Source organism: Leifsonia sp. 2TAF2 (assembly GCF_052115085.1).
Taxonomy (GTDB): Bacteria; Actinomycetota; Actinomycetes; order Actinomycetales; family Microbacteriaceae; genus Leifsonia.
Genome location: NZ_JBFRFY010000002.1, coordinates 124,780 through 142,653, shown reverse-complemented (window position 1 = coordinate 142,653; position 17,874 = coordinate 124,780). Strand labels below are relative to the sequence as shown.

General features: G+C 69.2%; 14 protein-coding genes. 8 read left to right on the top strand and 6 right to left on the bottom strand.

What is annotated here, in order from left to right; translation table 11 throughout:
* Positions 1-28 precede the first annotated feature (28 nt).
* From AB4Z18_RS12915 to AB4Z18_RS12895, 5 genes are all read left to right on the top strand, one after another.
* The gene (locus AB4Z18_RS12915) at positions 29-232 is read left to right on the top strand and encodes a hypothetical protein (protein WP_441783139.1); all 204 of its coding nucleotides are present in this window, start codon (positions 29-31) and stop codon (positions 230-232) included.
* 32 nt (positions 233-264) lie between these two features.
* Positions 265-597 carry a type II toxin-antitoxin system death-on-curing family toxin gene (locus tag AB4Z18_RS12910; protein ID WP_441783138.1) on the top strand — a complete coding sequence of 111 codons (333 nt, stop codon included), beginning with the start codon at positions 265-267 and terminating at the stop codon, positions 595-597.
* Positions 598-759: 162 nt separating this feature from the next.
* On the top strand, positions 760-2,796 hold the full coding sequence (glgX, locus tag AB4Z18_RS12905; RefSeq protein ID WP_441783137.1) for a glycogen debranching protein GlgX: 2,037 nt from the start codon (positions 760-762) through the stop codon (positions 2,794-2,796).
* Positions 2,796-3,653: a serine/threonine-protein kinase gene (locus tag AB4Z18_RS12900; RefSeq protein ID WP_441783136.1), complete on the top strand. Its 858-nt coding sequence runs from the start codon at positions 2,796-2,798 to the stop codon at positions 3,651-3,653. Before glgX ends, AB4Z18_RS12900 begins: the two co-directional genes overlap by 1 nt.
* Positions 3,654-3,664: 11 nt before the next feature.
* Complete coding sequence (locus AB4Z18_RS12895) at positions 3,665-5,419, top strand: glycoside hydrolase family 15 protein (protein WP_441784003.1); 1,755 nt, start codon at positions 3,665-3,667, stop codon at positions 5,417-5,419.
* Between the two features lie 64 nt (positions 5,420-5,483).
* Here the strand turns inward: AB4Z18_RS12895 and acs are convergent, their stop codons facing one another.
* From acs to AB4Z18_RS12880, 3 genes are all read right to left on the bottom strand, one after another.
* Entirely contained in the window at positions 5,484-7,463 is a 1,980-nt protein-coding gene (acs, locus tag AB4Z18_RS12890; protein WP_441783135.1) for an acetate--CoA ligase, read from the bottom strand.
* 65 nt (positions 7,464-7,528) lie between these two features.
* Entirely contained in the window at positions 7,529-9,871 is a 2,343-nt protein-coding gene (locus tag AB4Z18_RS12885; protein WP_441783134.1) for an ATP-binding cassette domain-containing protein, read from the bottom strand.
* Between the two features lie 35 nt (positions 9,872-9,906).
* Positions 9,907-10,476 carry a dihydrofolate reductase family protein gene (locus tag AB4Z18_RS12880; protein WP_441783133.1) on the bottom strand — a complete coding sequence of 190 codons (570 nt, stop codon included), beginning with the start codon at positions 10,474-10,476 and terminating at the stop codon, positions 9,907-9,909.
* A 47-nt stretch (positions 10,477-10,523) separates the two neighbouring features.
* Here AB4Z18_RS12880 and AB4Z18_RS12875 point away from each other — a divergent pair, with 47 nt between their 5' ends.
* Positions 10,524-11,534, top strand: coding sequence for a PHP domain-containing protein (locus AB4Z18_RS12875; RefSeq protein WP_441783132.1), 1,011 nt, complete (start codon positions 10,524-10,526; stop codon positions 11,532-11,534).
* Between the two features lie 137 nt (positions 11,535-11,671).
* Here AB4Z18_RS12875 and AB4Z18_RS12870 read toward each other — a convergent pair whose 3' ends face one another.
* Genes AB4Z18_RS12870 through AB4Z18_RS12860 form a run of 3 tightly spaced genes read right to left on the bottom strand, consistent with a single transcriptional unit; the run spans position 11,672 to position 14,717 of the window.
* A complete protein-coding gene (locus AB4Z18_RS12870; RefSeq protein WP_441783131.1) occupies positions 11,672-12,451 on the bottom strand; it encodes a hypothetical protein in 780 nt (259 codons plus the stop codon).
* A gap of 59 nt (positions 12,452-12,510) precedes the next feature.
* Entirely contained in the window at positions 12,511-13,005 is a 495-nt protein-coding gene (locus tag AB4Z18_RS12865; protein ID WP_441783130.1) for a MarR family winged helix-turn-helix transcriptional regulator, read from the bottom strand.
* A gap of 23 nt (positions 13,006-13,028) precedes the next feature.
* Entirely contained in the window at positions 13,029-14,717 is a 1,689-nt protein-coding gene (locus AB4Z18_RS12860) for an MDR family MFS transporter (protein ID WP_441784002.1), read from the bottom strand.
* 206 nt (positions 14,718-14,923) lie between these two features.
* Here AB4Z18_RS12860 and AB4Z18_RS12855 point away from each other — a divergent pair, with 206 nt between their 5' ends.
* Together AB4Z18_RS12855 and AB4Z18_RS12850 are read left to right on the top strand one after the other, a co-directional pair.
* Positions 14,924-15,601, top strand: a complete 678-nt coding sequence (locus tag AB4Z18_RS12855) for a phosphatase PAP2 family protein (RefSeq protein WP_441783129.1) — start codon at positions 14,924-14,926, stop codon at positions 15,599-15,601.
* A gap of 163 nt (positions 15,602-15,764) precedes the next feature.
* On the top strand, positions 15,765-17,720 hold the full coding sequence (locus tag AB4Z18_RS12850; RefSeq protein WP_441783128.1) for a sigma-70 family RNA polymerase sigma factor: 1,956 nt from the start codon (positions 15,765-15,767) through the stop codon (positions 17,718-17,720).
* Positions 17,721-17,874 lie beyond the last annotated feature (154 nt).

Below are 17,874 nucleotides of genomic sequence, written 5' to 3'. Positions count from 1 at the left end.
AGGTACCAATTGGTACGAGGAGTGCACAATGGCCATGAATCTGCGGCTCGACGCCGCCCACGAAGAACTGCTCGAAACGCTTGCTCAGCAGGAGCACCGGACGAAGACAGAAGTCGTGAAGCTCGCTCTCGAAGCGCGAGCCGCTCAGCTCGACAAGAGTGCTCGCACGCGGGCGATCATGGACCGCATCCTCGATGAGGACGCGGCGCTGCTCGACGCTCTCTCCCAGTGACCGAGTACCTCGAGCCCCGGGATGTGTTGGGGTTGATCCGACAACTGAGTTTCCACGTCCGCGACAAGAACTTGCTGCTCTCGGCTCTCGCCTCGCCCCTGCCCGTCTTCGGCGAGGAGATGTACGAGGGAGATGTCGAGAAAGCCGCCGCCCTCCTGATCGCCCTCAACCGGAATCATCCGCTCGCAGACGGCAACAAGCGACTCGCGTGGATCGTAGCCAAGACGTTCCTCGCGCTCACTGACCTGCACCTGACCAGCGAGCCGGTGTCCGAGGCGGACACCTTCATACGGAAGTTGGCGCACGGTGGAGTCGAGCACGCCGAGGTCGTTCGTTGGCTGGAGTCTCGGATCTCGCCGTTGTGACCCGCGCCTAACGGTCCGCCACCCCCCTGTCAATGCCTGGAGGACAGCACCGCCTCGCAGGTATCGTTACGGTCTACCGATCGGAGGCACCGTGCCCAAGCCCTGCCCCCGGCCCCACCGCCGGACCCTCCACAGCGCATCCACACTGCGGAGGGCATCGCTGTGACGGCGGAATCCCTTCCCTACCCGCTGGGAATCACCCTGCGGGAGGGCGGCGCCAACGTCGCCGTCTACAGCGAGCGAGCCGACAAGGTGATCGTCTCGCTGTTCGACGCGCGTGGCCGCGAGAAGCAGAGCGAGCTCACCGAGCGAACCGGGCACGTGTTCCACGGGTTCGTGCCGGGCCTCGTCCCGGGCACCCGGTACGGGCTGCGCGTCAACGGCCCCTGGGATCCGGCCAACGGTCTTCGCTTCTCGCCCGCGAAAGTGCTCCTGCCTCCGCATGCCCGCGCCGTGACCGGCTCGTGGGACAACACCCAGGCCGTCTTCGGCCACCAACTCGGCCGCCCGAAGCGCCGCAGCGACACCAATGGAGCACGCCACGTCGCCCTCGGCGTCGCCATCGACCGCCAGGAGTTCGACTGGGGCGACCACGAGCGCCCGCGCACGCCGCTGAGCGAGACGATCATCTACGAAATGCACGTGAAGGGGTTCACGAAGCTCATGGAGTGGGTGCCCGAGGAGTTCCGCGGCACCTACGCCGGCCTCGCGCATCCCGCAGCCGTCGAGTACCTCAAGAACCTCGGCGTCACCGCTGTCGAACTGCTGCCCATCCACCAGTTCGTCCAGGATGCGCACCTGCAGGAGAAGGGCCTCCGCAACTACTGGGGCTACAACTCCATCGGCTTCTTCGCGCCGCACAACGAGTACGCGGCCACCGGCGACACCGGCCACCAGGTCGACGAGTTCAAAGGCATGGTCAAGGCGCTGCACGCGGCGGGCATCGAGGTCATCCTCGACGTGGTCTACAACCACACCGCCGAGGGCAACGACCTGGGTCCGACGTACAGCTTCAAGGGCATCGACAACCCGTCCTACTACCGGCTGGTCGAGGGGGATGCCGCCCACTACTTCGACACCACCGGCACCGGCAACAGTTTCAATGTGAGCCACCCGGCCGCCCTGCAGGTGATCATGGACTCTCTCCGCTACTGGGTCGAGGACATGCACATCGACGGCTTCCGCTTCGACCTGGCGACCACGCTGACCCGGCAGGGCGGCGACGCCAGCCTCCACAGCGCGTTCCTGACCCTCATCCAGCAGGACCCGACACTCGCGCAGGTGAAGCTGATCGCCGAGCCGTGGGATGTCGCCGGCTACCAGCTCGGCGGCTTCCCCGCCGACTGGTCGGAGTGGAACGGGAAGTTCCGCGACGACGTCCGCGACTACTGGCGCGGCACCCCGGGGGTGCTGTCGACGCTGTCGCAGCGCGTCCTCGGCAGCCCGGACATCTACGAGGACTCGCGCCGCGCCCCGCTCTCGAGCGTCAACTTCGTGACCGCCCATGACGGTTTCACCCTGGCCGACCTGACCAGCTACAACGAGAAGCACAACGAGGCGAACGGCGAGGACAACCGCGACGGCGAATCCGACAACCGGTCGAACAACTACGGCGTCGAGGGCCCCACCGATGACGAGGGGATCAACGCGTTCCGCATCCGGCAGCGCAAGAACTTCCTCGCCACGGTGCTGCTGTCCGCGGGCGTACCCATGATTCTCGGCGGCGACGAGATCGGCCGCACCCAGCAGGGCAACAACAACGCCTACTGCCAGGACAACGAGATCTCCTGGTTCGACTGGGCGAACGCCGACTGGGAGCTGCACGAGTTCACGTCGAAGCTGATCCGCCTGCGTCGCTCCGAGCCCGCCCTTCGCCCGGAGTGGTACCGGCAGGCGCCCGAGGTGGGCGGCACGGATGTCGTCTGCATCGTCCGCGCGGACGGCGAGCCGTTCTCCGACGAGGACTGGGCCGACCCCGAGGCGCGGTCCATAGCGTTCGAGCTGCGTCACGAGGGCTCCGACTCGTTCCTCCTGATGCTCAACGCGGCGGGCAACGGCGTCGAGTTCATGCTGCCCGACGCCGCCGGCTCGCCGTGGGAGCTCGAGCTCTCCAGCGACCCCGAGCTCGCGGTGCACGACAGCACCAGTGTCATCCTGGGCGAGTCGTCGTTCGCCCTCCTGCGGTCACGGAACAGCTGATGCCCGAGTCGACCATCCCGGCCCTGCTCGGGCGCTACCGCCCGCAGTACGTGATCGGACGCGGTGGGGAGGCCAGCATCTTCCGGGCCACCGACGAGCTGCTCGGCCGCGAGGTCGCCATCAAGCTGTACCGGGCGGGCGGCGAGGAGGAGATGGCGCAGTACCGCACAGAGCAGGCGGCGCTCGCACGGCTGAGCCACCACGGCATCGTCTCGCTCATCGACGCCGGGATCGACTACACGTCGCCGAAGGACCCACGTCCGTTCCTCATCATGGAACTCGTCACCGGCACGGACCTCGCCACCGCGCTGGCCGAGCGCGAACTCGAGCTGGAAGAGATCGCCGAGGTGGCCTACGACATCTCCGAGGCGTTGGAGTACGTGCATGCGAACGGCGTCGTGCACCGCGACATCAAGCCGTCCAACATCATGCTCGTCTCCTACGGCACGACGACGTTCCGCGCCCGCGCACGACTCACCGACTTCGGCATCGCGAGCGGCATCGCCGGCACCCCTGCACAGCCGGATGAGGGGAAGACCACCGGAACGGCGGCCTACCTCAGCCCCGAGCAGGCGATGCGCCAGCCGGCGACGTCGGCGAGCGACATCTACTCGCTGGGCCTCGTGCTGCTCGAGTGCTTCACCCGGTCGGTCACGTACCCGGGGTCCGCGGTCGAATCGGCGCTCGCCCGTCTCGAGCATGAGCCGCCGATCCCCGACGGGCTCCCCGACGACTGGCCGCGCATCCTTCACGCCATGACCGCAGCCGACCCGGCCGCGCGGCCCACAGCCGCTCAGCTGACCCCGGCCTTCCGCGAGGCCGTCATCTCGGCGGCGGGGCTCCAGCAGCGAGCGTGACGGCGAACGGCATGCGCGAGGCCGCCATCGAGGACCACGCCGCTCTCGGCGACGGCCGGACGGTCGCGCTGATCGACCGATCGGGCACCGTCGACTGGCTCCCGGTACCGAGCCTTGACTCCCCGCCCGCTTTCGCCTCGCTGCTCGATCCCGAGCGCGGCGGCCACATCCTGCTGCATCCGGTGAGCGACTTCGAGACGACCAGGCGCTACCTGCCCGGGACGAACGTCCTGGAGACGACGTTCCGCACCGCGACCGGCACGGTGCGGGTGACGGATGCGCTCGTCACCGGCGTCGCCGGCCGCCTCCCCTGGCTGGAGCTGGCCCGCCGCATCGAAGGCGTGACGGGCACGGTCGTCATGGACTGGGCCGTCGAGCCGGGAACCATGCTTGGGGGTGCGAGTCCATGGGCCGAGCGGGTGGACGGCAAGCGCATCCTCCGGGTGGACCGGGTCAACATCGGTGTCACCGGACTGAACGACACTGAGGAGGACGAGGATGCGCCGCGTTTCGGCGGCCGCATCCGCGTCACCGAAGGCGCCCGCCGCACGCTGAGCATCGTCGCGACCGACGACGAACCGCTGCACCTGCCCGACCCGGGGAACGTCGACATCGGCATCGATCGCACCCTGTCGAATTGGGAACTCTGGTCGCGGACCTTCTCGTACCAGGGACCGTGGGATGACGCCGTGCAGCGCAGCGCCCTCGCCCTCAAACTGCTGCTCTACGCGCCGACGGGCGCCATCGCTGCCGCGGCCACCACGTCCCTCCCGGAGACGCCGCGCGGCGGCAAGAACTGGGACTACCGCTTCGCCTGGGTGCGCGACACCGCGTACGCGCTGCGGGCGCTCGCGCGGTTCGGGCTACGGGAGGAGACCCACGCGGCGATCTCCTGGCTACTGCGCGCGGTGAAGGGCGACGTCGCCGAAGTGCGCGTGCTCTACGGCTTGCGGGAGGAGTCGTCCGCCGCCCCGCAGACGCATGACGTGCCCGGCTGGCGCGGCATCGGGCCGGTGGTGACGGGAAACCGGGCGGCGGGGCAGCTCCAGCTCGGCGTCTTCGGCGATCTGCTCAGCGTGGCGCTCGCTTACGCGGCGGCCGGCAACGTCCTCGACGTGCCGACCCGGCGCCTGGTCGCCGATGTCGCCGACCACGTGTGCGATGTCTGGCGGCTGCCGGACTCCGGGATGTGGGAGCTGACCGAGCTCCGCCACCACACCTCGTCGAAGATGGGCTGCTGGCAGGCGCTGCAGTCGGCCCTCGAGCTGGTGAAGCTCGGCCAGATCGAGGGCAACCCGTCGCGCTGGCGTCGCGAGGCGGACCTCATCCACGCGTGGGTCGGCGAGAACTGCTGGTCGGACGACCTTGCGGCGTACACGATGGCGGCCGGCGCGGAAGAGCTGGATGCGTCCGTGCTGCTGCACGCTCCCAGCGGCTTCGACCGGGGCGAGCGGATGCGCTCCACCATCGCCGCGCTGCGACGCGACCTGGGGGTGGGCGCGCTGCTGTACCGCTTCACCGGCGCCGAGGCCGAGGGCGAGCGGCCGTTCACCGCGTGCTCGTTCTGGCTCGTGTCGGCGCTGGCCTGCGTCGGCGACGTGACCGAGGCATCCACGCTGATGGACGACCTGATCGGGCGGGCCAACGACGTCGGACTCTACGCGGAGATGATGGATGCGGACGGCGCTTTCTGGGGCAACTTCCCGCAGGCGCTGTCGCACCTCGGCCTCATCGACGCCGCGCTGACCGTCGCCGACCTGCGCTGACCCGGCTGCCCTCTCTAGTTGACGCAACACGCCGTCGCGCCGGCCTCTCGCACGGCGTGTCGTGTCAACTCGACCGACCGGCGAGGGCGGCCGCGATCGCGTGCGGCACCGTCTCGTCCTGCAGCGAGGTCGTGTCGCCGAGCGGGCGACCGTCGAAGAGGTCGACCAGCAGCCGACGCATGATCTTGCCCGAGCGCGTCTTCGGGAGGTCCCCGACGAGCACCACGTGGCGCGGCTTCGCGATCGCCCCGATCTCGCGGGTGACCTGTTCGCGCAGCTCGGTTTCGCCCGGCGCCTCTCCCGACGGCACGACGAACGCGGCGACCGCCTGCCCGGTGGTGTCGTCGCCCACGCCGACGACGGCCGCCTCGGAGACGCGTGGATGCGCCACCAGCGCCGACTCGATCTCGATGGTCGAGAGGCGGTGCCCGGACACGTTGATGACGTCGTCGAGGCGCCCGAGCAGCCATATGTAGCCGTCGGCGTCGACTGCTGCTCCGTCGCCCGCGAGGAAGTAGCCACGGTGGGCGTACGGCCGCCAGTACGAGTCCCGGTACCGCTCCGGGTCTCCCCAGACGGTCCGCGACATGGCGGGCCACGTGCCGTCGATCACGATGGAGCCGCCCGAGCCACGCGGTACGTCCTCGCCTCGCTCATCCACGACCCGCACGGTCACCCCCGGCACGGCGACAGTCGCGGAGCCGGGCTTCAGCGCCGTCACGCCGGGCAGCGGTGCGACGATCGCGGCGCCGGACTCCGACTGCCACCAGGTGTCGACCACTGGCGCCCGGCCTGCGCCGATGTTCTCGCGGAACCACACCCAGGCCTCCGGGTTGATCGCCTCGCCGACGGTTCCGAGCAGCCGGATGCTGGACAGATCCCAGCGGTCGCCGAGGCCCTCGGGGAACCAGGTCATGAACGTCCGGATGAGCGTCGGGGCCGTGTAGTACGTGGTCACGCCGTAGCGCTCGATCAGCTCGAAGTGGCGTCCGGTGTGCGGGGTGTTCGGCGTGCCCTCGTAGAGGACGGAGGTGGCACAGTTCGAGAGCGGTCCGTACAGGACGTAGGTGTGCGCTGTGACCCAGGCGAGGTCGGCCGTGCACCAATACACGTCGTCGTCCTTGGCGTCGAACAACGCCCAGTGACTCCACGAGGCCTGCGTCAGGTAGCCGCCGGTCGTGTGGACGACCCCCTTCGGGCGCCCGGTCGTGCCGGACGTGTAGATGATGAACAGCGGCGTCTCGGCGTCGAAGAACTCCGGCTCGTGGATGTCCGGAGCAGTATCGACGACGTCGTGCCACCACACGTCGCGGCCCGGCGTCCACGGGATGTCCGGCGTCAGCTCGCCCGTGCGGCGCACCACCAGGACGTGCTCGACGGCGTTGTCACCGGCGACCGCCGCATCCGCGTTCGCTTTGACGGGTACCGCGGCACCCCGGCGGAACTGCCCATCGGTGGTGACCACCAGCTTCGCGCCCGTGTCTTCGACCCGGAAACGCAGCGCCTCGGCCGAGAACCCGCCGAACACGAGCGAGTGGATGGCGCCCACCCGCGCGATCGCGAGCGTGATGACGACCGTCTCGGGGATGACCGGCAGGTAGACGACGACCCGGTCGCCCTTTCCGATGCCCAAGGCCGTGAGGGCGTTCGCGGCCCGCGCGACCCGGCGCTGCAGGTCGGCGTAAGTGATCGTCTCGCGGTCGCCCTGCTCGCCCTCGAAGTGGATCGCCACACGGTCGCCGCGTCCGGCGTCGACGTGCCGGTCGACGCAGTTGACGGCCGCATTCAGGCGCCCGCCCGCGAACCATTCCGCCCGCGGGACGGTGAGGTCGCCATCCTCCCCGATGACGGCTGGCTCCCACGTGTGCGCGGTGTGCCAGGGCTCCGCCCAGTCGAGGCGTTCGGCCTGCCGCTCCCAGAACGCGACCGGATCGCCGGCCGCTTCGGCGAACACCGACGCATCCACGTTCGCCTGACTGGCGAACTCGTCCGATGGCGGGTACAGGCGGGTCTCACGGCCCAGGTTCTCGATCGGGGTGGTCACGCTCCGACGGTATCCGGCGCCGGCCCGGCGGGCACGCACGGCCCGTAAGGTTCCGTAACGCCGGTTCAGGCGCCGACGTAGCGCGCGAGGTGTTCGCCCGTCAGCGTCGACCGTGCGGCGACGAGTTCGGCAGGGGTGCCCTCGAAGACCAGCCGGCCACCATCGTGCCCGGCGCCGGGGCCGAGGTCGATGATCCAGTCGGCGTGCGCCATCACCGCCTGGTGGTGCTCGATCACGATGACCGACTTGCCGCCGTCGACCAGCCCGTCGAGCAGCCCCAGAAGCTGTTCGACGTCGGCGAGGTGCAGACCGGTCGTCGGCTCGTCGAGGACGTACACGCCGCCCTTCTCGGCCATGTGCGTGGCGAGCTTGAGCCGCTGCCGTTCACCGCCGGACAGGGTGGTCAGAGGCTGTCCGATCGTCAGGTAGCCGAGCCCGACATCCGACAGCCGGTTCAGGATGGCGTGGGCGGCCGGCAGCTTCGCGTCACCACCGGCGAAGAACGCCTCGGCCTCGGTGACCGGCATCGCGAGCACCTCGCTGATATCGCGTCCACCCAGGGTGTACTCCAGCACCGACTCGTCGAAGCGTCTGCCCTCGCACACCTCGCAGACGGTCGACACTCCCGCCATCACGCCGAGGTCGGTGTAGATGACGCCGGCTCCGTTGCAGTTGGGGCAGGCGCCCTCCGAGTTGGCGCTGAACAGCGCGGGCTTCACTCCGTTGGCCTTCGCGAACGCCTTGCGGATCGGCTCCAGCATCCCCGTGTAGGTCGCGGGGTTGCTGCGGCGCGACCCGCGGATCGCCCCCTGGTCGACCGCCACGACTCCGTCGCGCGACGCGACCGACCCGTGGATGAGCGAGCTCTTGCCGGAGCCCGCCACGCCCGTGACGACCACGAGCACTCCGAGCGGGATGTCGACGTCCACGCCCTGCAGGTTGTGCTCGGTCGCCCCGCGCACCTCCAGCGCGCCGGTCGACCGGCGCACCTCCTCCTTGAGCCGCGCACGGTCGTCGAGGTGCCGTCCCGTGAGCGTTCCGCTCGCACGCAGCTGCTCGACCGATCCCTCGAACACGACCTCGCCGCCGGCGGAACCCGCCCGTGGGCCGAGGTCGACGACGTGATCGGCGATCGCGATCGCTTCCGGCTTGTGCTCGACGACCAGCACGGTGTTGCCCTTGTCGCGCAACTGGAGCAACAGTTCGTTCATCCGCTGGATGTCGTGCGGGTGCAGACCGACCGTCGGCTCGTCGAAGACGTACGTGATGTCGGTGAGCGACGATCCGAGGTGCCGGATCATCTTGGTGCGCTGTGCCTCGCCGCCGGACAGCGTCCCGGACGGACGATCCAGCGACAGGTACCCGAGCCCGATGTCGACGAACGAGTCGAGCAGGTGCTGGAGGTTCTTCAGCAGTGGGGCGACGGAAGGCTCGTCGAGCCCGCGCACCCAGTCGGAGAGGTCGGTGATCTGCATCGCGCACGCGTCCGCGATGCTGATGCCGCCGATCTTCGACGCCCGCGCCCCCTCACTGAGCCGCGTCCCGCCGCACTCCGGGCAGGTGGTGAACGTGACCGCGCGCTCGACGAACGCCCGGATGTGCGGCTGCATCGCGTTCACGTCTTTCGACAGCATCGACTTCTGGACCTTGGGCACGAGGCCCTCGTAGGTCAGGTTGATGCCCTCGATTTTGACTTTGACGGGCTCCTTGTAGAGGAAGTCCTGGCGTTCCTGGTCCGTGAAGTCGCGGATCGGCTTGTCGGCCGGCACCAACCCCGAGTTGCCGATGATCCGCACCGCCCAGCCGTCTGCCGTGTACCCGGGGATGGTGATGGCCCCCTCCAGCAGCGACTTGCTGTCGTCGAACAGCTGCGCCAGGTCGATGTCGCTCACCGAGCCCATGCCCTCGCACCGCGGGCACATCCCGCCCAGCTGTGCGAACTCGCGCTTCTCCGTCTTGTCGCCGACCGTGATCGCCCCGCTGCCCGTCACCGACGGGATGTTGAACGAGAAGGCCTGCGGCGAGCCGATGTGCGGCTGCCCGAGCCTGCTGAACAGGATGCGGAGCATCGCGTTCGCGTCCGTCACGGTTCCGACCGTCGACCGCGCGTTGGCGCCCATCCGCTCCTGGTCGACGATGATCGCCGTGGTCAAGCCTTCGAGCACGTCGACATCGGGACGGGCGAGCGACGGCATGAATCCTTGGACGAAAGCGCTGTACGTCTCATTGATCATGCGCTGGGATTCGGCCGCGATCGTGCCGAAGACCAGCGAGCTCTTGCCCGAGCCGGATACTCCGGTGAACACCGTCAGCCTCCGCTTGGGAAGCTCGACGCTGACGTTCTTGAGGTTGTTCTCCCGCGCCCCCTGGACGCGGATGAGGTCGTGGCTGTCGGCCGCTGCGGTCATGTCGATTCCCTCCGTCGAGCGCGACCCACGATATATCAGGAGGCGGTTCGCGCGGGGAGGACCGTGTACCGCAGCCGCGCGAACTGGCCGACGGCAGTCGCCTCCTCCAGGTGCAGGCGGTCCGACTCCACCCGCCGCGGGAAGAGCGGAGCGCCTCCGGTGAGCGTCACGGGCGCGATGGAGATGGCCAGCTCGTCCAGGGCTCCTGCGTCGAGGAACTGCCCGGCGAGGTCGCCGCCGCCGACCACCCAGATGTCGGCATCGCCCGCCGCCTCCCGGATGCCTGGCAGCGCCTCGCTCACCGACCCGGACACGAAGCGGATGTCGGCCCCCTCCGGCACCGGCAGCTCCCGGTGCGTGAAGACGAACGTCGGCCGCGTGCCGTGGAACTCCTGCCACTTCTCCGGGTGAGCCAGGATGTCGGACTCGCGCAGCACCCACTCGTACGTGGTGCGCCCCTCCACCATCACCGCCGCACCGCTCGGGATCAGCGATTCGTCGGGCGTCTCGCCGCCCGGAACCGCGAAGAGCCAGGACAGCGAGTCGTGTTCATCCGCGATCCATCCGTTGATGGTCGCGGCCGTGTCGAAGATGATTCTCCCCATGGCGCGACGGTACCGGCGACCACCGACAGGGTGGGAGCATGGTGCGCATGGATGCCGTCGACGCGCTGAACGAGATCGCCTTCTGGCTCGAGCGGGAGCTGGCGCCCAGCTTCAAGGTCCAGGCCTTCCGGCGTGCGGCGGCCACGATCGCGCCGCTCGACGCGGAGGAGCTCGCCGCGCGCGTCGCCGACGGACGGCTGAAACGCACCAAGGGCATCGGCGATCGCACGTTCCAGGTGATCGCCCAGGCGGTCGACGGGCAGGTCCCCGACTATCTGGCCGATCTCCGGCAGCGCAATGACGAGCCGCTCGACACCGGCGGCGCCGACCTGCTCGCACAGCTACGCGGCGACCTCCACAGTCACACCGAGTGGTCGGACGGCACGGTCCCTATTGAGGTCATGGCAGCGGCCGCGGCAACGCTGGGCCGGGAGTACCAGGCGATCACGGACCACTCCCCCACGCTCACCGTCGCGAGCGGGCTCAGCGCCGAGCGGCTCGAGGAGCAGCTCGATGTCATCGCCGGGCTCCACACCGGCTCCCTCACCCTCCTCACCGGGATCGAGGTCGACATCCTCGAGAACGGCACCCTCGACCAGAACCCCGAACTCCTCGGACGGCTGGATGTGGTGGTCGGCAGCGTCCACTCGAAGCTCCGTTCCGACCGCCGCACGATGACGAAGCGGATGCTCGGCGGCATCCACGACCCGCAGACCAACGTCCTCGGGCACTGCACCGGGCGGCTCGTGCAGGGTTCGCGTGGGACGCGGCCGCCGTCGGAGTTCGACGCCGACGCCGTGTTCGCGGCCTGCGTCGAGAACCAGGTCGCGGTCGAGATCAACTCGCGTCCGGAGCGTCAGGATCCGCCGGACGACCTCATCCAACGCGCTCTGGATGCGGGATGCTTCTTCTCGATCGACACGGACGCGCACGCGCCCGGCCAGCTCGACTTCCTTGCCTACGGCGCCGCCCGCGCCGCCGCGAACGGTGTCCCCGCCGACCGCATCATCACCACGTGGCCGCTCGACCGCCTCCGCGCCTGGCTCGCCAAGTCCTGAATTCAGGACGCCGAGGTGCTCGCAGATGCTCCTGGTCCTGAATACAGGACGGCCAGGTGCTCGCAGATGCTCGCGACACGCCGGAGCGCGGCGCAACAACGAGCACCTCAGGGTGCGGGCGGGAGAGGGACGGAGCGCTAGAGACCCCAGGCGGAGGCGGGCGCCTGCACGATCTCGACCGGGCGCGTGCTCCAGTGGGTGCCGTTCCCGTAGTGGCTGCTCGCCCACGGGCTCGCCCAGATCGCCGAGGCGGTCGCATCCGCGGATGCGCCCGACTGCAGCCCGGCCACGATGTCCGGGTATCCGCGCTGCAGGTTCTTCGCGCAGTACTCGGCGGCCGTGACGAGGTCCGGGTAGCTGCCGAGGCCGGCGCCGCCGCCGGACCCGTAACCGTTGTTGAGAGGATTGTTACGGTTCCACCAGTCCGGTGGGCCGTTCTCCTGCCGCATCCAGCGCAGCATCACGGTGACGTTCGCGTCGGTCTGCGGCCAGCCGCCGAACATGAGCACGAGCTTCGCCCACGCCTCGTTGGTGCCGACCCGAGCAAGAGTCTGCAGCCCGTCCGTGGCGGCGAGGCTGTCCCGGTTGACGACCGGGGCGGCGATCGTCGCATCCACCAGCAGCTGCTGGTCGGGAGCGGGCGCGCCCGTCCCCGGCTCCTCTCCCTGCCCCGGCGCGAGCGTCGTCGACGGCGCCACCAGCAGCGAGGATGCGAGGGCCTCGTCTGTCGGAACGATCGAGAACCCGCACACCAGACCGATCACCGCGAGCGTGACGCCCACGCGGTGCTGCAGCGGCACCATCGGCTTTCGCGGCGGCTTCGGCAGCCGGACCCGCACCCGCTGTGTCGGCACAGCGGCACGGCGGCCTGCCGAGCGGCGGCCGCGGGGGCGGAGGGGGGCGGATGCGGACTGCATACCCGACGTAGGGTACCAGCGCCCGCCGGGAACGCCACCCGGAGCCGCCATCCGGAGTCCTACCGCGTGACCTCGTTCAGCCGCTCCAGGAGCCCCGCCAGCCGACGGACGTCCTCGTCGCTCCAGCGGCGCAGGCTCCGGTACAGCGTGGCCTGGTCGGCGGCGCGCACCTCATTTACCTTCTCGATGGCCTCGGGCGTCGCGGCGATGAAGCTGGCGCGCCGATCCTCGGGGTCCGTCTTCCGTTCGACGAAGCCCATGTCCTCCAGAAGCTTCACCTGCCGGCTGATCACGCTCTTGTCCGTGTAGAGCATGTCGGCCAGCGCGCCGGCGTGGATGGGGCCGCTGCGCACGATGGCCGTCAGTAGTTTGTAGCTCCCGGGCTGCAGCTCGGGGTGGATGCGTTGCGCGCGATCCCGCATGGCGATGCTGACCTGGTTGAACAGCCGGGTGAACTGCTCCTCCACGTCGGAGATGGCCGCGTCGCTCGCCTGTCCGGGGGCGACGGGAAGGGTGGCGGCAGAGCCTGCCGCCACCCGATCCGTGTTGTCCATGGCCGCGATCATAACGTGACCGTCTAGCGGCCCGTCCCAGCCGGGGCGTCGTCGTCCGCCGTCCGCCGCACCGCGGGCAGCGCACCGGTGACGGGAGCACCGATCATCGCCTCCGCGACCTCGAGCGCGTTCTCCTCCGCCGCCTCGAGCGGGGTGTCCGCGTTCTCCGGGTGCTCCTCGTTCATCCGCTCGATGGCGGTCTTGCTGCCGAGCTTGATGTTCGGCAGGAACAGGATGGCGACGATGGTGATGACCGCCAGCGGCACGGCGACGAGGAAGATGTCGGCCACAGCCTGCCCGTACACCGACTCCACGATGGTGCGGATCGGCAGCGGGAGGGTGTTGACCTCGGGCAGCGTGCCGCTCTGCAGCGACTTCGCGGCCGCCACGCCCTTCGCCCCGAGCTTCGCGACGGCGGCCATCAGCTCGCCCTTGCGGTCGGCCATCATGTCGACGACCGCGGTTCCGAGGATGGATCCCATCACCGAGACGCCGATCGTTCCGCCGAGGCTCCGGAAGAACGCGACGTTCGAGCTGGCGGCGCCGAGCTGCTCCGGCCGGACGGTGTTCTGCACGATGAGCACGAGGTTCTGCATGACCATGCCGACGCCGGCGCCGAGCACGAGCATGTAGATCGACACGAGCCAGTAGTTGGTGTCGTACTCGATGGTGCTCATCAGGTAGAGGCCGACGGTCAGCAGGATGGAGCCCGTCACCATGAAGGCCTTCCACTTGCCGAAGCGGCTGATCAGGTTGCCGACGATCATGGAGGAGAGCAGCAGGCCGAGGATCATCGGCAGCGTCAGCAGACCGGACTCGGTCGGAGTCGCACCGCGCGCCAGCTGCATGTACTGGCCGAGGAACACCGACGTGCCGAACATCGCGACGCCGACCGAGATGGATGCGATGACGGCCAGCGTGAAGGTGCGGTTCTTGAACATCCCGAGCGGGATGATCGGCTCCTTGACCACGAGCTCGGTCACGATGGTGGCGATGATCAGGGCGATCGATCCTCCGACCATCCACATGGTCTCCGCGCTCCACCAGTCGAAGTTCTTGCCGGCCAGCGAGACCCAGATGAGCAGCAGCGAGACGCCGCCTGCGAGGAAGATCGCGCCAAGGTAGTCGATGCGGACGGCGCGCTTCGGGCGCTTGGGGAGGCGCAGTGTGATCTGCAGCAGGATGATGGCGGCGGCGGCCACGGGCACGCCGACGAAGAAGTTCCAGCGCCAGCCGACGGAGTCGGTGAGCAGACCGCCGATCAGCGGGCCGCCGACCGTGCCGACAGCCATGATGCCGCCGAAGAGGCCCATGTAGCGGCCGCGCTCACGCGGGCTGATGATGTCGGCCATGATGATCTGGCTGAGCGCCGTCAGACCGCCGGCGCCGAGGCCCTGCACCACGCGGAAGCCGATGAGCATGTTGGTGTCCTGCGAGAAGCCGGCGAGGGCCGACCCCAGCACGAAGATCACGAGAGCGAGCTGGATGAGCAGCTTGCGGTTGAGCAGGTCGGCGAGCTTTCCCCAGATCGGCGTCGAGACCGTGGTCGCAAGCAGCGTGCTGGTGACGACCCAGGTGTAGGCCGTCTGGTCGCCGTGGAGTTCGGAGATGATCCGCGGCATCGAGGTCGAGACGACCGTGCCCGCGAGGATCGAGACGAACATCCCGAGCAGGAGTCCGGAGAGGGATTCGAGCACCTGCCGGTGCGACATCACGGCCGGTGATCCATCCCTGGAGAGAGTGGTTGACATGCAGATCCTTCACGCAATTGGTTGACAAAGATCAACCATATATAAATAGATGACCAGAGTCAACTAACGTTTTGCAGTCCTGCAATATTTCCGAACGCTGAAGAATCTCGAATCGGCCCCCGGCGGATGCCCAGCGTCGGCAGCGACCGGCTCCCTACCCTCGGAGGATGCACTCCCGCCGCCCGAACCCGTGGTCGCTGCGCGTCCCCGCGCACTGGGTCGTCTGGACGGTCGTGCTCTTCGCGCTGACCATCGGCCTCGGATTCGCCGCGAAGGCGCTTCCCGCCCTCCGCCTGGCAGGTCTCGACGCGGCGGTCAACCGCGTCAACTCCCCGCTCCTGGATGACGCGGCACTCGTGCTGGACCGGCTCGACCATCCAATCGTCGTCGCCGTGATCCTCGTCATCGTGTTCGTCATCCTGCTCTTCGTCGCGGGATGGCGGCGAGCACTGGGCGTCTGCGTAGTCACCGGCGGAGGCTGGCTGACCACCCTGGTGGTCAAGACCGTCGTGGCTCAGCCGCGTCCGTCCACCGCCGGGCTGACGCACCTCCTGCACATCTCGCCCGCCACCCTGAGCTACCCGAGCGGCCACGTGGTGTTCGCTGCTGCCCTCGTGACCGCACTGTCGCTGGTCTGCCGCACCGCCGCGGCCCGCGTCGTCGTGCTCGCGGTGGGCGCCGTCTTCGTCCTCCTGGTCGCCTGGTCGCGGCTTTACGTCGGAGTGCACTACGGGACGGACGTGGTCGGCGGCGTCCTGAACGGCATCGCCGGGGCGCTGCTCGTTGCGGGGTTGTGGCAGCTCGCCACGCGCGGCCAGCGCACGGGATACGCAGCCACTCGGTAGTAGCGCGGTCACTCGCTGCGGGGTCCGCACGGGATGGTGATGACACCGGTCGCTCTCTGGCGCCGATAAAAGGCCGAACAAATTTCTTCGGCGACGCGTCATGATCCCGAGTCTGGTGCGTCTATCTCAGTAAACGCCCCGTATTGCGTAAGGACCCGACCTTATGACCCGTCACCTCGACGACCTCTCCGATGCCGACCTGATCACCCGTTCCCGAGAAGGGGATCCGCACGCCTACGGCGTGCTCTTCAAGCGCCACTGGCAGGCCGCCAGAGCCATGGCGGCCTCCGTGACGAACCGCTTCGAGCCTGACGACCTGGCGTCGGAGGCGTTCGCGCGCATCCTCAAGACCGTGGAGAAGGGCAACGGGCCGCGGGCCGGCTTCCGGTCCTACCTGGCCACGACGGTGCGGAACGTGGCGATCGATTGGTCGCGCCGCAAGGTCACGCCCAACATCGAGGATCCCGACGTCATCGAAGACTGGACGTACAGCGAGCTCACCGCCCTCGACCGGATGGAACGCCAGACGGTCGCGCAGGCCTTCTACGCGCTTCCCACGAGCTGGCAGGAAGTGCTCTGGTACACGGAAGTGGAGGGGATGGCGCCGCGCGACGTGGCTCCCCTGCTCGGCCTGAACTCCAACGCCGTCTCCGCCCTGGCTCTGCGGGCCCGCGAGGGGCTGCGCCAGGCGTGGATCAACGCTCACCTCGCCGAGTCGGACGCAGACGACCCCATCCATGGCTGGACGCTCAAACGGCTTGGATCCCACGTGCGGGGGAAGCTCTCCAAGGCAGACACCCGCAAGTTGACCGAGCACCTGAACAGCTGCACGCCCTGCTCGGCCGCAGGGGAAGAGGCGAATCACGTCGGCTCCCGCCTCGCCCTCGGCATCCTGCCCCTCTTCCTCGGCCTCGCGGGCGCCGCGGCGTACACCTCCTGGACGAGCGGCTCGCAAGGCGCCGCCGCAGCGACGCTGGCGGGCTCCGCCTCCGGGGTGCGGCAGGTCGGGCGCCTGCGGCACCTGTTCGGGTCCGGGGCAGGCGGGGCACACCTGGGGATCAGCGCCGTGGCTGCCAGCGTGGTCGCGGCGGCAGCACTGACGGGCGGGGCCATCCTCGCGTCACCCGCGCCGGAGACCGCGGGGGCACTCTCGAGCGGGTCGCCGGCGATCGGGTCAGATGACGAGGGTGGGCCCACCCCACCGGCGGCTCAGAAGATCCCTTCTCCCGAGACGGTGCCGGACCAGCCAGGCCCTGGCCAAGCCACGTCTCCTGTACCGAAGGAGCGACCGGCAGAGGCCGACACGCTTCCCGTCCCCGAAGCGCCGGCCGAGCCGACGAACGCCGGGACGAGTCCGCCGACCGAGCAGACGCCGCCTCCGGGGCCCGAGGCCACCACCCCGCCGGACCCTGAAGTCACCACCCCGCCGGACCCGGAGAGCACTACCCCACCGGACCCCGGCCCCGTCGCAGCACCGCACGGATGCGAGGCCGCTATCCGCATGGTCTCCGCCGAAGACACCGTGCTCGCCTTCGCGCTCGACGAGCCGGCAGGCACGAGCACGGCCACCGACCTCGTGCACGGAGGCACGGCCCGCTACGCGGGAACTCCGGGCGATGGGCGATGGGCACTCATCGACGACGCGGTGCGGCCACCCAGCGATCAGTTCACCGTCCAGATCTGGTTCAAGACGGCGGTCGGCGGCGGGCGGCTGCTGGGCTTCAGCAACTCCGGCGGCGCGGGTCTCTCGTCCGACTACGACCGGCACCTCTTCCTCACCGATGACGGCCGCGTCGTATTCGGTGTCTTCCCGGGCGCGGTGCACACGATCGCCTCCAGCCGGAGCTACGCCGACGACGTCTGGCACCAGGCGACGGCGACACTCTCCTCCGCGGGCATGGCCCTGTACGTCGACGGACAGCGTGTCGCGCAGGATGCCGCTGTCACGGCCGCGCAGAACTTCTCCGGCCACTGGCGCGTCGGCGCCGACAACCTCGACAACTGGGGGCCGGAGACTCCGTCCCGGCAGCAGGTGGCGGGAAGCCTCTCGCATGCGGCCGTCTACGGGGTCGCTCTGACGCCCGATCAGATCGAGGCGCAGTGGAATCGATGCGCATGACCGCTCCGCGTCATAGCGGAGCCGATCCAACGTCTCTTATAAGCGTGGGTGCGATTCGGGCTTCGCACCCCACCAGGAGCGGCCCGGTCGCCTCGTCGGGTAACGGGGCGATGGGCCGCTCCCTCACGACAGCCGCAGTGCGGGAGGGAACGAG

Coding starts and splice junctions, on each gene's coding strand:
- AB4Z18_RS12915 (WP_441783139.1), top strand. CDS start 29: ATGGCCATGAATCTGCGGCTCGACGCCGCCCACGAAGAACTGCTCGAA.
- AB4Z18_RS12900 (WP_441783136.1), top strand. CDS start 2,796: ATGCCCGAGTCGACCATCCCGGCCCTGCTCGGGCGCTACCGCCCGCAG.
- AB4Z18_RS12895 (WP_441784003.1), top strand. CDS start 3,665: ATGCGCGAGGCCGCCATCGAGGACCACGCCGCTCTCGGCGACGGCCGG.
- AB4Z18_RS12885 (WP_441783134.1), bottom strand. CDS start 9,871: ATGACCGCAGCGGCCGACAGCCACGACCTCATCCGCGTCCAGGGGGCG.
- AB4Z18_RS12880 (WP_441783133.1), bottom strand. CDS start 10,476: ATGGGGAGAATCATCTTCGACACGGCCGCGACCATCAACGGATGGATC.
- AB4Z18_RS12875 (WP_441783132.1), top strand. CDS start 10,524: ATGGATGCCGTCGACGCGCTGAACGAGATCGCCTTCTGGCTCGAGCGG.
- AB4Z18_RS12870 (WP_441783131.1), bottom strand. CDS start 12,451: ATGCAGTCCGCATCCGCCCCCCTCCGCCCCCGCGGCCGCCGCTCGGCA.
- AB4Z18_RS12865 (WP_441783130.1), bottom strand. CDS start 13,005: ATGGACAACACGGATCGGGTGGCGGCAGGCTCTGCCGCCACCCTTCCC.
- AB4Z18_RS12860 (WP_441784002.1), bottom strand. CDS start 14,717: ATGTCGCACCGGCAGGTGCTCGAATCCCTCTCCGGACTCCTGCTCGGG.
- AB4Z18_RS12855 (WP_441783129.1), top strand. CDS start 14,924: ATGCACTCCCGCCGCCCGAACCCGTGGTCGCTGCGCGTCCCCGCGCAC.
- AB4Z18_RS12850 (WP_441783128.1), top strand. CDS start 15,765: ATGACCCGTCACCTCGACGACCTCTCCGATGCCGACCTGATCACCCGT.